Origin of the sequence: Marinobacter sp. NFXS9 (assembly GCF_040148665.1) — a bacterium.
In the GTDB taxonomy this organism is placed as follows: Bacteria; Pseudomonadota; Gammaproteobacteria; order Pseudomonadales; family Oleiphilaceae; genus Marinobacter_A; species Marinobacter_A mangrovi.
In genome coordinates this window covers 13,947-27,539 of record NZ_JAGDDW010000004.1, presented here as the reverse complement: position 1 = coordinate 27,539, position 13,593 = coordinate 13,947, and the positions used below count along the sequence as shown (strand labels likewise).

Below are 13,593 nucleotides of genomic sequence, written 5' to 3'. Positions count from 1 at the left end.
GAGGTTTCCATGGCGCCACAACCGAGCGTGTACCTGGCCGGACCAGAGGTCTTTTTTCCGGCGGCCGTCCGTGACCGAATCGACCAGCGCAAGAAGGCGCTGTTGTCGGAGGCCGGACTGGTCGGCCTGTCGCCGTCGGACAACGCGATCAACATCGAGCATGAAGCCGATCCTGCCCGGGCCATCTACGACGCCAATCTTACCCTGATGGAACAGGCGGACGGCCTGATTGCCAACCTGACGCCGTTCCGGGGCCCGAGTGCGGACGCCGGTACCGTGTACGAGCTGGGGTACATGTTGGGGCAGGGGAAGCCGGCGGTCGGGTTTACGGTGTGCCAAACCCCCTATAACGCGCGTGTGGAGGGCGAAGACACCGACCCGAACGGCGCGGCCATCGAGCCATTCGGGCTGGCGGACAACCTGATGCTGGATTGCGGCCTCGCCCGGGCCGGCGGCGTGATGCTGCAGGGAAGGCGAGCGTATCCACCTGCCGGTTTTGCGCCTGCCGATTATTTCGACGAGGCGCTGTTCCGTCAGGCGGTGGCGCATCTCAGAAAGCAGTTGTCAGGCTGAGGCTTCCCTGGCCTTCAGATGCTCGCGCATGCGCAGGGCCACCAGCATGGTGTTCAGGTGCGGCACCGCCACGCCGTGTTGCTTGGCGATGGCCACAACGTTGCCCAGCACCGCATCCAGCTCGATGGGCCGGTCGTTGAGGTAATCCAGCGCCATGCTGTTCTTGTAGGCGGTCATCTTGCGGGTGCCGGCGATCTGCTTGTCGATGATCGAACGGTCCATCGGATAGCCGTCGGCCTCGGCCACCTGGATCACCTCCTCGGTCAGCGCGCGGATCAGGTCTTCGCCGCCGTCGCTGTCCAGAATGGTATCGGTGTCCGCCCCTTCGGCCAGTACCGACAGCGGGTTGAACGGCGTATTCCACAGGCACTTGCGCCAGCGTTCACCCACCACTTCCTCCGTCAGCTTGACGTTGATGCCTCCGGCATTGAACAGGTCGGACAGGGTCTGGCAGTCCTCGCTGATGCCTTTCGGGAATTGCCCCATCACCAGCCGGCCGTACGAGTTATGGTGAATCTGCCCCGGGCCCACACGGCTGACGCCGATAAAGGCCAGGCAACTGATCACTGGATTTTGCGGGAAGGCGTCGGCGATCTCGCGCTCGATATCCAGGCCGTTCTCGATCAGCACGATGCGGGTGTTGTCGCCCAGCCAGGGACGAATCAATGCGGTCCGGTCGACGCCCGGCAGCACCTTGACGCAGAGGATCAGGTAGTCGGGTGCGGTTTCCGGAGAATCGCCGTCGCGGTAGACATGGTCCGGCCGGTAGGAGAGGTCGCCGAGTTCGCTTTCAATCTGGATGCCGTTGGCCTTCACGGCGTCGTATTCCGAGCGCATCACGACGCTGACCGGGCAACCGGCGCGCTTGAGGATGGCGCCGTAGAAACTGCCGATAGCGCCGGCGCCGACGATCAGGATGCTGGGTTTGTCTGACATGGTGCGTGACTCCTTACAGTCGTTAGGGAGTTTCTGATGAACTCCTGAACCGGCCCGGTAATCAGGCAGGCGCGAGCCTTCCCCATTCAACGATGGAGGGCTTTTCTTGCCTGTGCGAGGAGGGCGGGAATACAGCCGGACGGGATAAAACCGATGGGGCTTTTGTGGTTATGGGAGGTCTGCGGTGCAGCCTGCCCTGTTATTTCCCTGCCGGCTATCCTCGCCCGAACCCCGGACGGCGTCAATCCTCCGAATGTCGGGCGTCGGTTCGACAGGGTGTTCGTCTCGGATCAGGCGGCGGAGAGCGTGGCAGGGGCGTGGAGAGATATCGCAGATCGAAAATGCTGTCAGGAGGGCACGGGAAAGCGGTCAAGGGGCGCCCAAAGTGCGGCATAGACTACGCTTTTTCAGCCCTTTCCGCAGCTTTTAACGCGTTACATCTACCTTACGCGAATTTCATCGCATTGTAGTCTGATCTTCATGGCTTCTAGCGCATGCTTTTGGGGCGCATGAGACGGGGCTTTGCGCTGTTTTGCACCGTTTAACAAAGGCGATATGCCTACGCTGCCTACATTGACCGGTTAGTGCCTGCTCACGCACCGTAATTGGCCTCAGCCGACAAGGCCCGGGAGATCAGCGGTCCAGCGACATATTGCCTGAAAACAAAATGGTGCTGGCGTGACTGGTCTGGATTATGCAGCCGCAATTCCAGGAATGTCTGTGAGTTTCCTGTCTGACGCGTAGAGCGACACGCACGATCAATTTTCGACGCATGTCGCTGCAAAGCGTGTGGACAGAAGCACGCTCCGGAAGTTCCTGGAGTGCAGACCTAAAGGAGCTAATGACAGGCTCCTAAAACACATGGAGCGCGTTATGGGTGGGCACCACTTAAAAGACGTTACGCCGCAGTCCGTGGTTATGGATCGGCAGCCACCTGTGATCAGGCTGCACCATTCCCGGATTCTGGCCTTTTTCCGGGCATTTGACTGTGTTCTTGTGCTCTTCATGCTCTGGGGCGTACTGAACCTGACCGGTGCGGCCTGGGGCAATACCTACACCTTCCTCGGCATGCTGGCGGTGATCAGCTTCGGCTTTTTCGCCGAAAGCAACGAGGTGTATTACATGTGGCGAGGCCTGTCTACGCCCAAGCTGGCCTACCGCCTGTTGGGCGCCTGGGCGGCCACGGCGCTGGTCACCTTCACCGTGGCCCTGCTGCTCGGCCTGGTGCAGGTCGTGGACCAAAGTGCCGTGCTGACCTGGATTACACTGACCCCGCTGGTGATGGTGTTTCTGCACTGGGCACGGCGTGAATTCCTCTCCCTGTACCGGGCCCAGCGTACCCAGCCGCGCCGGGTGGCCGTGGTCGGTGCCAACCGACTGGGCAGTCGTCTGGTGCAGTCCATGCAGGGGGTTCCCTGGATGGGCTACCGGGTGGCCGGCTACTACGACGACCGGGAGCCAACGGGCGATCCGGAGCGCCGCCTCGAGGGCGATGAGGTCAACGTCAAGGGCGGACTGGAGCAGCTCTATCGGGACGCCCGCGATGGCCAGATCGATATTGTCTACGTCACCCTGCCGATGCGCGCCGAAGAGCGTATTCATGCGCTGATCGATCGGCTCGCCGACACCACCGTGTCGGTCTACCTGATTCCGGATGTCTTCAGCTTCAACCTGCTGCACTCGCGGATGACCGGCATCCAGGGCATTCCGGCCCTGAGCATCTACGACACACCGCTGGTGGATCACGGGTGGAGCAAGCGCCTCGAAGACGTGGTGCTGTCGCTGGGCATCCTGGCCCTGATCGCGATTCCCATGCTGCTGATCGCCATCGGCGTGAAGCTGTCGTCGCCCGGGCCTGTGTTCTTCAAGCAGACCCGCTACGGCATGCGGGGCGAGAAGATCAAGGTCTGGAAGTTCCGCTCCATGAGCGTGTGCGAGGACGGACCCGACGTGCCCCAGGCGCGCAAGTCCGATCCCCGGATCACTCCGTTCGGTGCCTTCCTGCGCCGGACTTCCCTGGATGAGCTGCCGCAGTTCTTCAACGTGCTGGCGGGGACCATGTCCATCGTCGGCCCGCGTCCTCATGCGGTGGCGCATAACGAGTACTACCGCGGCCAGATCCAGGGCTACATGCTGCGCCACAAGGTCAAACCGGGCATTACCGGACTGGCCCAGATCAACGGTTTCCGCGGTGAGACCGACACCATGGATCTGATGAGCGGCCGGATCGACTACGACCTGGAGTACATCCGCGCCTGGTCCCTGTGGCTCGACCTGAAAATCATCTGGTGGACCATCTTCCGTGGTTTCACCGGCCAACAGGCCTACTGAGTAGGTCAGGGTGCAAGACGTGAGTTCGGCGTTGACGATTTCCCGAGTCCTGGTGCTGTGCGTCGGCAACATCTGCCGAAGCCCGATGGCAGAGGTCATGCTCCGGGACGGTTTCCAGAAGCAGGGCATGGCCAAGGTGCAGGTGCGCTCGGCCGGTATTTCCACGATCGACGGTCGGCCCGCCGATCCCAATGCCCAGCGGGTCCTGCAGAACAATGGTCTGGACGGGAGCCAGCACCGGAGTCAGCGCGTGGCCTGGAAAATGATCGCCTGGGCCGAGCTGATCCTGGTGATGGAAGATTTCCAGAAACAGTACATCGAGAGCGAGTTCCCCGAAGCCCGGGGCAAGGTGTTCCTGATCGGCCACTGGCGCCGGGCGCAGGTGCCGGATCCCTACCGGGGCAATTACTCGCTGTTTGAAGCGTCCTTTCAACTGCTGAACCAGTGCTCTGCGGACTGGGTGCAGCGGCTGTCGGTGGCGCTGGCCGATGCCTGAGGGGCGCCGGCAAGACCGTTTTCAATGTTTGAGTAGGGAAGGAACGTATGTTGCGCGACGTGATGTTTGATCGACGATTTTGGGCGGTAGTCGCCGTAGCGCTTGTGCTGCAGGGCTGTGCCGTGGCTCCCGGTATGGAAATGGAGGGCACCGGCGTACCGGATTCGGTGACGCTGCGGACCGATGAGGACCAGTCTCCGGTCAAGGTGGACGTGCATCCGATCACCGCCAACCTGATTGCCTCCATGATGAACCAGCCTCGGGACGTGCCCATGGTTCAGCCGGACGGCAACGTCGCCAAGACGGACTACCAGTATGAGGTGGGACCGGGTGATGTCCTGTCGATCACCGTGTGGGAACACCCCGAGCTGACCATCCCGGCGGGCTCCTTCCGCTCGGCCGAACAGGCCGGCAACCTGGTGGACAGCGACGGTTACATCTTCTTCCCTTACGCCGGACGGCTCTACGTCAAGGGCAAGACCATCCAGGAAATCCGGGAAGCGCTCACTGTGGCGCTGAATCCCTACATCGAGAACATCCAGCTGGATGTGCGCGTAGTGTCTTACCGCAGTCAGCGGGTGTACGTCGTGGGCGAGGTGGAAGCGCCCGGTGTCCAGACCATCGATGACGTGCCGCCGACCCTGCTGGAAATGGTCAACCGCGCCGGCGGTTTTTCCGAGCTGGCCGACAAGCGCGAGGTCACCCTCAGTCGCGATGGCAAGACCTATCGGGTGGATCTGCAGGCGTTGTATGAAGACGCCGAAACGCCGCCGGACTTCATGCTCAAGAATGGCGACGTGATCAGCGTGCCGGACATTAAGAACGACAAGGTCTTCGTGATGGGCGAAGTGGTCTATCCCGGCGGCTACCAGATCGAGAACAGCCGCAAGACCCTGGCCGAAGCACTGGGTGACGCCGGCGGTGTGAACCCGGCGACCTCCGATCCGGGACAGATCTTCGTGCTGCGCCCGGGACCCGATCCGAAGATCTTCCACCTGGACGCCAGTTCCGTGGACGCCATGCTGCTGGCGGACCGCTTCCAGCTGGAGAAGCGCGACCTGGTCTATGTGGAAACCGCTGGCATCGTGCGCTGGAACCGTGTCATCAGCAACCTGATGAACACCGTCAGCACGCTTGAATCGGCCAGTAACACCAAATACCCGATTTTCAATAACCGGCAATAGGCAGGGATGACGATGCAGAACTCGGATAACTTTACCTCGGAGCGCCCGGGGGCGGCAGGGCAGGCGCAAGCCGCGCCCGTGCCGGTCTTGCATCAGGACACGCTGGGTGATGAGAACATCAGGCTGGGGGACTACTTCGCCATCCTGATGGAGCGCAAGGGGCTGATCCTGCTGGTGACGCTGCTGGCGACACTGGTGGGGATCGGCTACGCGGTGACGGCGCCGCCGGTCTACCAGACCGACGCCCTGCTGCAGATCGAGCAGCAGAAGCCCATCGGTCTGCGCCAGCTGGGCAGCGACCCCTCGTCCCTGATGTCACAGGAGCCGCCCATCGTTGCCGATGTGGAAATCCTCAAATCACGGATGGTGCTGGGGACCGCGGTCAAGAACCTGGGGCTGGAATACAGCGCCTGGCCGCAGTATATGCCCATGGTCGGGTCGACCTACGCGCGCTATTTCGAGAAGCATAACGAGGGGCTGGCCGACCCCATGTTCGGCATGGGCGAGTATGCCTGGGGGGGCGAATCCATCACCCTGGACAACCTGGAAGTGCCGAATAGCCTGGTCGGCACGCCGCTGACCGTGTTGGCGGGGCAGAACGGCCAGTACAAGGTCGAAGACCCGGAAGGCAAACTGCTGATGACCGGTCAGGTCGGCCAGGTATCCGAAACCGACTACGGCAACCAGCAGAGCCTGAAAGTCGAAATCTCCAGGCTGGTGGCTCGGCCCGGTACGCACTTCACCATGGAACGGGTGACGCCGCTGGACGCGATCAAACACGTTGAGGGCAACTTCTCGGTCTACGAGCGCAGCAAGAACTCCGGCATCCTTGGCCTGTCACTGACCGGCAGCGACCCGGAGCAGGCCAGCGAGATCCTCAACGAGATCTCCGAGGTCTACGTCAAGCAGAACATCGCCCGTAATTCCGCCGAGGCCCAGCAGTCGCTGGAGTTCCTCGAGCACCAGCTGCCGGAACTCAAGAAGAAGCTGACCGCCGCCGAAGAAGCCTACAACGACTTCCGGGTTGAGTATGGCTCGGTGAACCTGGACGAAGAAACCAAGGTGATGCTGGACTCGGCGGTCAAGGTCGACCAGGAACTGCTGGAACTGCAACAGAAACGGAGCGAACTGCGTCAGCGCTTCAAGCCGGATCATCCGACCATGATCGCGATCGACCAGAAGATCGCCCGCCTCCAGAGCAAGCAGTCGGATCTCGATAAGAAATCCGAGACCCTGCCAAAGGCCCAGCAGAAACTGTTGCGCCTGAGCCAGGATGTGGAAGTGAACAAGTCGCTCTACACCAAACTGCTCTCCGTGGCTCAGGAGCTGCGAGTGGCCAAGGCCGGCACCGTGGGTAACGTGCGCATCATCGACAACGCCGTACCCATGCACAGCGCCGTCGCCCCCAACCGCAAGCTGATTGTCATGCTGGCGTGTGTCACCGGTGCTTTCCTGGGCGTGGTCCTAGTGCTGATCCTGCGGGCGCTGCGGGGCGGCGTTGAGGATCCGGACGAGATCGAGCGCAACCTTGGCCTGCCGGTCTACGCGACCGTGATCCACAGCGATCGCCAGACCAAGATGAACCGCAAGACCTCGCGTCAGCCGCGCATCCTGGCCGACGTGGCGCCGGACGACAAGGCGGTGGAAAGTCTGCGCAGTCTGCGCACGACGCTGCACTTCTCGCTGCTGGGCGCCAAGAACAACCTGATCATGATGACCGGTCCCAGCCCGCAGATCGGTAAGAGTTTCGTGACTCTCAACCTGGGCGCCGTGCTGGCCCAGTCCGGCAAGCGGATCCTGCTGATCGACGCGGACATCCGCAAGGGCCGCCTGCACCAGATGCTGGGCATGCGCCGCGACCAGGGCGTGACCGAAATGATCACCCGCGACGGTCAGCCCATGGACTACGTGCGCAAGACCACCATCCCGGGGCTGCACCTGTTGAGCGGCGGCCAGCTGCCGCCGAACCCGGCGGAGCTGCTGCTGCACGAATCCTTCGGTCGCAAGGTACTGGAGCTGTCGGAACACTTCGACTACGTGCTGCTGGATGCGCCGCCGATCCTGGCGGTCACGGACGCCGCGATCATCGGGCGCCTTGCCGGCACCTCGCTGATGGTGGTCAAGGACCGGAACCACCCCATGCGGGAGCTGGAACAGTCCGCCAAGCAGTTGCAGCAGGCCGGCGTGTCGGTCAGCGGGATTGTCTTTAACGACGTCCAGTTGCATCGCCAGAACCAGCAGCGTGGCAACTACGTTTACCAGTACAAGTACTAGGCCCGACCATGCCGGCGAACATTGCCACGCCCTACCGCTATGCGGCTCCGAACTACCGCTCGCGCCTGCTGATCCAGCGGGCGCGGGACGGCATGGTGCTGTTCTTCGTCTTCATGACGATCCTGGAGAGCGTCAAGATCGATATCGGCCGGATGGCGAATCTCAAGCCGTTCATCATCGTGATCCTGATGCTCGCCTTCCATTACGGCATCATGGTGCGGCGTTTCCGCTGGCGGCCGGAGTTCAATGTCTTCGTGGCCTGGTGGCTCAGTCTGTTTATACCCGCCATTGGCGGCACCATCATCTCGATGCATCACTATCTGGTGATCATCATGGGTCAGCTCCTGCTGCTGGGTTACCTGACGCTGACCTACACCTACCTCTATGACCGGGAGAATGGCGTCATCAAGGCCCTCAATGCGCTGATCGTCATCGGCGTGTTCTGTGCGGCCCTGTCTTTCGCCCAGATTGCCGGCTATTTCGTCGGCATCGACCTGGGGGTCTCCCACGCGGAAACCGTCGGTTTCCCGCGCGCAGAGTCGATTTTCACCGAAACCGACTGGCACGCCATGTTCATGGGCTACGTGGCCCTGCTGCTCACGATCTGCGGCAAGCACCTGATTCGCCAGCCGCTGCATTTCCAGATCGCCCTGGTGGGTTGCGTGATGTCCCTGATCCTGTCGTTCGGGCGTACCGCTACGTTTGCCTATCTCGGTTGCCTGGGGCTGTTCCTGCTGGTCCGCCGGCGGTTTGGCATCATCGCCGTGGGCGTCGTGTTGGTGTTCATGATGGGCCTGTCGATCCAGCTCAAGGCGCCGTTCGTGCCGCACTCACTGATTGAGCGCTTCAACATCATGGAGACGCTGGAAGACAGCAGTGAGGATGCCGGTGCCCTGGACTCCCGTCTGTTTGCGCTGGAAATGACCTGGTACTTCGTCAAGCAGGAACCGTTCTGGGGCAACGGCGCCGGCAGCATCCAGGCTCTGGTGGACCGCATGGACCTGCGGGAGAAATACGCCCACGGGGGCATCATGAACGCCGGGCGGGGCGGCACCAACCTGTTCCTGACCAGCCTGTTCGACTCCGGCATCCTGGGGCTTCTGGTGGTGATCGTGCTGGTGTTCGTGTTGTTCCGAACCGGGTTGCGCAGCTATCGGACGGCCCGTGACGCCAAGCTGGACGTGCAACGGGACGTGGCGCTGTTCCTGGTGCTGGGACTGCTCTATTTCATCCTCAACTGCATGTCCAACAACTTCATTCGTTATCCGCTGGTGTGGCTGCATTTCGTGATGCTGTTCCTGTATCACCGGCAATTGCTGGAATATTTCCGGGGAGGGGCCCATGCGCATCCTGCATTACGTTAGGCAGTTCCACCCGTCCGTCGGTGGCATCCAGGACGTGGTTCTCCAGATCGCACGGCGCCAGAAGGCGGCTGGGCATCACGTGGAAGTCATGACCCTGGACCGCATCTTTGCTGACAATGAGGTACTGCCGGCTACGGACGAGGTGGACGGCATCCCGATCACCCGCGTGCCGTTTCGGGGCATCCGGCAGTACCCGCTGCTGAAGCTGGACCTGGACACCGTCAACCGCTTCGACGTGTTCCACATCCACTGCGTCGACTCGATGCTGGACAAGATGATCTACCTGCGGCACCGCATCCGCGGATCGGTGTTCCTGACCACCCACGGTCTGTATTTCCACACCGAGAAATTCGCTCGCATCAAGCAGCTGTTCTACCGCTTCATCACGCCCCGGGCGCTGGCGAAGGTGGACAAGGTGTTCGCCTGCAGCCGCAACGACTACGAGTTGATTGGCAAGATCATTCCCGATCCCGAGCGGCTGATGCTGGTGGAAAACGGCGTGGCGCTGGACAAGTTCCTGCCGGCCGCGCCCGCCGAACGTACCGAAGACATGGTCTACATCGGCCGCATGGCCAGCCACAAGAACGTGGATGCCCTGGTGGACCGCTTCCTGGAAGCGGACACCGGCGCCCGACTGCACTTGGTGGGGCGGGACTTCGACGGCACCCTGGAGCGGTTGCAGGCCCGTAACCTGCCGCAGAGCATCGTTTTCCACGGCGCCATCGACACGGACGCCATCGCCGACCTGGTGGCCCGCTGCCGCTACTTCGTCAGTGCGTCGTCCTTCGAAGGATTTGGCTTGTCCGCGGTGGAAGCCATGGGCGCCGGCCTGATCCCGATCCTCAACGACATCCCGCCGTTCCGCGAGCTGGTGGAAGGCCACGGCGGTTACCTGATCGATTTCAACGCGCCCGGGAGCCTCACCCCGGTCCTGGAAGCCGCCCGTCGGTCACCGGAGCTCGACACCCTGGGTGAATCCCTGCAGCGCAGCGTGCGCGGCTATTCCTGGGATGAAAAAGTGAACACCATGCTGGCCCAGTACCAGCAAAGTCGCGCCGGCCTGGCATCTTAGGAGGACAGCATGACGACTGCGGAAACCGCCCGTCCGACGACGCGGCAAAAAGCCCAGCACCTGATGCTGGCCGCCTCGTTTGGTGGCCACTGGAAACAGCTGATGGTGCTGGAGGATCTGCTGGATCAGGGCGACCGGCGTCTGAGTTTTGTCTCGACTTCCCGGGAAACCCCGCCGGAAGCCATCGGTGCGGATTACTACCGCATTCCCGACTGTAACGCCGGCGAACGCTTTAACGCCCTGCGCTGCCTCAGCAGCGGGCTGGGGCTGATGCTTCGCCTGCGTCCGGACCTGTTGATCACCACCGGTGCGCTGCCGGGCCTGTTGCTGGCGGTGGCCGCCAAACTCACCGGCACCCGGGTGATCTGGGTGGACAGCGTGGCCAACGCCGAATGCCTGTCCACCTCCGGTCGCATGGCGGCGAAGTTCGTCGACCTGTGCTGCACCCAGTGGGAGCACCTGGCGGACAACGACAACGCACGCGGCCCGGTCTACCTGGGCAGCGTCCTGTAAGGCCGGCAAGGAGTCTGTTTTGATTTTTATGACTGTAGGAACCCAGCTGGCCTTCGATCGCCTGGTGCGCAGCCTGGACGCGTGGGTCGGCCCTGAGCAGCGTTACCCGGCCTTTGCACAGATCGGCCGGGGCGAGTACCTGCCCGAGTACATCAGCTATGACCGCTATCTGGATCCGGAGGCCTACCAGAAGTACCTGCAGGCCGCCCAGGTGGTGGTGGGGCACTGCGGCATCGGTACCATCCTGTCCTGCAACGACCAGGGCATTCCGGTGGTGGTGGTGCCCCGGCGCTTCGACCTTGGCGAGCATCGCAACGATCACCAGATTGCCACGGCCCGCCAGGTGGAGTCCCGGGGCCTGGCCCGCGTGGTTTACGATGAATCGCAACTGGGGGCCGTGCTGGAGGAGGTGCTGTCCGGCGAACAGAAACCGGAGGCCTATCACAAGGAGCGGGACCGTCTCGCTCGCAACCTGAACCGGACCGTCAACCGGTTCCTCGGAACGGCGGGGGAGCTGTCATGAAGATACTGATGGTGAACACCTTCTACGCGCCCACCCAGGTCGGCGGCGCCGAACTGTCGGTGCAACAGCTGGCCGAGGGCTTTGCCCGGCGCGGCCACACGGTGGGCGTGATGACCCTGGCCCGGGACGGCGTCGGCGATCGGGAAGAAATCAACGGCGTCACCGTGATCCGCGTGCCCAGTTACAATCACCACATTCCGCTGGTCCAACAGGGCTCGCTGAGCGAGCGCACCCGCTGGCACCTGATCGACATCTTCCAGGGCGGGGACGCCGCCAAGTACGTGGACCTGTCGGAGTTCGACATCATCCACACCAACAACCTGCTGGGCTTTTCCACCCAGCTGTGGAAAACCATCCGGCGGGAGCGTCGCGAAGGCGCCGTGCTGGTCCACAATATCCGCGATTTCTACTTGCGTTGCCAGCGCTCGAACCGCTATCGCAACGGCCACACCTGCGAGAAAACCTGCGCCGCCTGCCGTCCGGCGGAAGTCACCCGTCGCCGTCACAGCGAGTGCGTTGACGCGGCCGTGGGGGTGAGCGATTACATGCTCCAGCACCACCTGCAGGCCGGCTTTTTCCCCAACGCCCAGCGCACCGCCGCGATCCACAACCGCCCCGGTGACCATCTTCGCTTCGACCGTCAGCCGTGGGCGCACGACGATCCGATCCGGGTCGGCTTTATCGGCCGGGTCGCGGAGAACAAAGGCACGTTCCGGTTGGTTGAAGCCTTCCGCAGGCTCGATCGCCAGGACATGACCCTGGCCATCGCCGGCACCGGCAGCGATGAGGACGTGGCCCGCCTCGAAGCCATGATCGGCGGCGATCCGCGCATCACCTATCTGGGCCGCACCACGCCGGACGTGTTCTATCCGAGTGTGGACGTGACGGTCGTGCCGTCCACCTGGGAAGAGCCGCTGTCCCGCGTGGTCAGCGAGAGCTATCTCAACGGCCTGCCGGTGCTGGCCTGCAATCTGGGCGGGCAGCCTGAGATGGTGCGTCACGATGTGGACGGCCTGGTGTTCACCCCCACCGTCGACAACATCCACGCGGCGTTGGCCGACCTCACGCCGGAACGCCTGGCGGACATGACCCTCAACGCCCGCACCCGGTCGAATGAAATGCTGTCCGACGTGGTCATCGACCGCTATCTGGCGCTGTTCGAGGAGCTGCTGGAAGCCCGGGCCGGTACCGATTCATCGGACGGCCTGGTCGTCGGTCTCGATTAACCGTTTTCAAGGAGGAAGCCCGATGTCTGAGGCTGTCAGCAGCGTGCCGGCCCGCGAACGCAACGATGCGTTTGAGCGGGTCCAGGCCACGCGCCAACTCGATCTCAACGTGGAGACCCTGCGGGGCATGGCCATCCTGATGGTGGTCATTTTTCACGTCATTGGCCCCAAGTCCTACGAGGGGCTGCAGATCCAGGAGCCGGGGTCGCTCTACCACCTGGTCACGGATATTTTCGATTACCTGCAGATGCCCCTGTTCTCGTTCCTGGCCGGCTACGTCTATGCGATCCGGCCGTTCAGCGGCGGCGCGGGCGCCTTCGTCAAGAGCAAGGCCCAACGCCTGCTGGTACCGATGCTGGTGGTGGGTACCGTCTTTGCCATCGTCAAGGCCATGGCGCCGGGGACCAACACGCCGCTGTCGGCCAGCGATTTCCTGACCCTGCACATCATCCCGGTCCAGCACTTCTGGTTTGTGGAGTCGCTGTTCTGGATCTTCCTGCTGATGATGGTACTGGACGGTTCGAAACTGATCGCCAGCGGCCGTCACTTCGCCATCGTCGCGGCCGTCGCCTGTGCCATTCATCTGGCCTGGCAGGATCCGCCGATCTACTTCAGCTTTGCCGGCGTGATCTTCCTGCTGCCGTCGTTCCTGTTCGGCGTGGCCTGTTACCGCTACCGTGAGGCCATTTTCCAGCCGGCGGTGTTGTGGCCGGTCGGGTTGGTGACGGCGGTCTGCTCGGTGCTGGTGGGGCTGACGCTGGTGGATGTCATCGACTACCGGTTCATGCCGCAGTCGCTGCCGGCGCTGATCGTCGGTTGCGGGGTGTCACTCATGCTGATGGTGTCCCAGTTCAAGCAGCGCTGGCTGGTGTTTATCGGCGCCTACGCCTACAGCATCTATATTTTCCATGTGTTCGGGACGTCCGGTTCCCGCATCATCCTGCAGAAGCTGGGCGTGTCGGATACGTTCCTGCTGATGGTGGTGGGGATTCTGGTAGGGGTGATCGGTCCGATCATCGTCGACAAGCTGGCTTCGCGCTATTACTGGAGTCGCCGGATACTGCTGGGCAAAAAGCGGTAGGGGAGTCGCCGCCCTGAGCC

General features: G+C 62.5%; 12 protein-coding genes. 11 read left to right on the top strand and 1 reads right to left on the bottom strand.

Annotated elements, in window-relative coordinates; all coding sequences use genetic code 11:
- The first annotated feature begins 9 nt into the window (after positions 1-9).
- Positions 10-573 (top strand): nucleoside 2-deoxyribosyltransferase, encoded by a 564-nt coding sequence (locus tag J3364_RS08050; protein ID WP_349557858.1) that lies wholly within the window; start codon positions 10-12, stop codon positions 571-573.
- On the opposite strand, the gene J3364_RS08045 is transcribed toward J3364_RS08050, so the two are convergent.
- Positions 565-1,509: a ketopantoate reductase family protein gene (locus J3364_RS08045; protein ID WP_203143367.1), complete on the bottom strand. Its 945-nt coding sequence runs from the start codon at positions 1,507-1,509 to the stop codon at positions 565-567. The two genes, J3364_RS08050 and J3364_RS08045, sit on opposite strands and share 9 nt — an antisense overlap.
- Positions 1,510-2,445: 936 nt before the next feature.
- On the opposite strand from J3364_RS08045, the gene J3364_RS08040 reads away from it, so the two are divergent.
- The 10 genes from J3364_RS08040 to J3364_RS07995 are packed head-to-tail and all read left to right on the top strand — an operon-like array spanning position 2,446 to position 13,573.
- The gene (locus tag J3364_RS08040; protein WP_349557857.1) at positions 2,446-3,840 is read left to right on the top strand and encodes an undecaprenyl-phosphate glucose phosphotransferase; all 1,395 of its coding nucleotides are present in this window, start codon (positions 2,446-2,448) and stop codon (positions 3,838-3,840) included.
- 19 nt (positions 3,841-3,859) lie between these two features.
- Complete coding sequence (locus J3364_RS08035; protein ID WP_349557856.1) at positions 3,860-4,336, top strand: low molecular weight protein-tyrosine-phosphatase; 477 nt, start codon at positions 3,860-3,862, stop codon at positions 4,334-4,336.
- Between the two features lie 47 nt (positions 4,337-4,383).
- A complete protein-coding gene (locus J3364_RS08030; protein ID WP_349557855.1) occupies positions 4,384-5,520 on the top strand; it encodes a polysaccharide export protein in 1,137 nt (378 codons plus the stop codon).
- 12 nt (positions 5,521-5,532) lie between these two features.
- A complete protein-coding gene (locus J3364_RS08025; RefSeq protein WP_349557854.1) occupies positions 5,533-7,794 on the top strand; it encodes a polysaccharide biosynthesis tyrosine autokinase in 2,262 nt (753 codons plus the stop codon).
- An 8-nt stretch (positions 7,795-7,802) separates the two neighbouring features.
- Positions 7,803-9,158, top strand: coding sequence for an O-antigen ligase family protein (locus J3364_RS08020; protein WP_349557853.1), 1,356 nt, complete (start codon positions 7,803-7,805; stop codon positions 9,156-9,158).
- Complete coding sequence (locus tag J3364_RS08015) at positions 9,136-10,230, top strand: glycosyltransferase family 4 protein (RefSeq protein WP_349557852.1); 1,095 nt, start codon at positions 9,136-9,138, stop codon at positions 10,228-10,230. Before J3364_RS08020 ends, J3364_RS08015 begins: the two co-directional genes overlap by 23 nt.
- 9 nt (positions 10,231-10,239) lie before the next feature.
- Positions 10,240-10,743, top strand: coding sequence for a glycosyltransferase family protein (locus tag J3364_RS08010; RefSeq protein ID WP_123635947.1), 504 nt, complete (start codon positions 10,240-10,242; stop codon positions 10,741-10,743).
- Positions 10,744-10,771: 28 nt separating this feature from the next.
- Positions 10,772-11,266, top strand: coding sequence for a glycosyltransferase (locus J3364_RS08005; RefSeq protein ID WP_349557851.1), 495 nt, complete (start codon positions 10,772-10,774; stop codon positions 11,264-11,266).
- Positions 11,263-12,492: a glycosyltransferase family 4 protein gene (locus tag J3364_RS08000; RefSeq protein WP_349557850.1), complete on the top strand. Its 1,230-nt coding sequence runs from the start codon at positions 11,263-11,265 to the stop codon at positions 12,490-12,492. Before J3364_RS08005 ends, J3364_RS08000 begins: the two co-directional genes overlap by 4 nt.
- Positions 12,493-12,514: 22 nt before the next feature.
- A complete protein-coding gene (locus J3364_RS07995) occupies positions 12,515-13,573 on the top strand; it encodes an acyltransferase family protein (RefSeq protein ID WP_349557849.1) in 1,059 nt (352 codons plus the stop codon).
- The last annotated feature ends 20 nt before the right edge of the window (positions 13,574-13,593 follow it).

Excerpts from the sequence above, each read along its gene's own strand:
- J3364_RS08015 (WP_349557852.1), top strand. The coding sequence starts at position 9,136 with ATGCGCATCCTGCATTACGTTAGGCAGTTCCACCCGTCCGTCGGTGGC.
- J3364_RS08020 (WP_349557853.1), top strand. The coding sequence starts at position 7,803 with ATGCCGGCGAACATTGCCACGCCCTACCGCTATGCGGCTCCGAACTAC.
- J3364_RS07995 (WP_349557849.1), top strand. The coding sequence starts at position 12,515 with ATGTCTGAGGCTGTCAGCAGCGTGCCGGCCCGCGAACGCAACGATGCG.
- J3364_RS08000 (WP_349557850.1), top strand. The coding sequence starts at position 11,263 with ATGAAGATACTGATGGTGAACACCTTCTACGCGCCCACCCAGGTCGGC.
- J3364_RS08045 (WP_203143367.1), bottom strand. The coding sequence starts at position 1,509 with ATGTCAGACAAACCCAGCATCCTGATCGTCGGCGCCGGCGCTATCGGC.
- J3364_RS08025 (WP_349557854.1), top strand. The coding sequence starts at position 5,533 with ATGCAGAACTCGGATAACTTTACCTCGGAGCGCCCGGGGGCGGCAGGG.
- J3364_RS08050 (WP_349557858.1), top strand. The coding sequence starts at position 10 with ATGGCGCCACAACCGAGCGTGTACCTGGCCGGACCAGAGGTCTTTTTT.
- J3364_RS08005 (WP_349557851.1), top strand. The coding sequence starts at position 10,772 with ATGACTGTAGGAACCCAGCTGGCCTTCGATCGCCTGGTGCGCAGCCTG.
- J3364_RS08030 (WP_349557855.1), top strand. The coding sequence starts at position 4,384 with ATGTTGCGCGACGTGATGTTTGATCGACGATTTTGGGCGGTAGTCGCC.
- J3364_RS08010 (WP_123635947.1), top strand. The coding sequence starts at position 10,240 with ATGACGACTGCGGAAACCGCCCGTCCGACGACGCGGCAAAAAGCCCAG.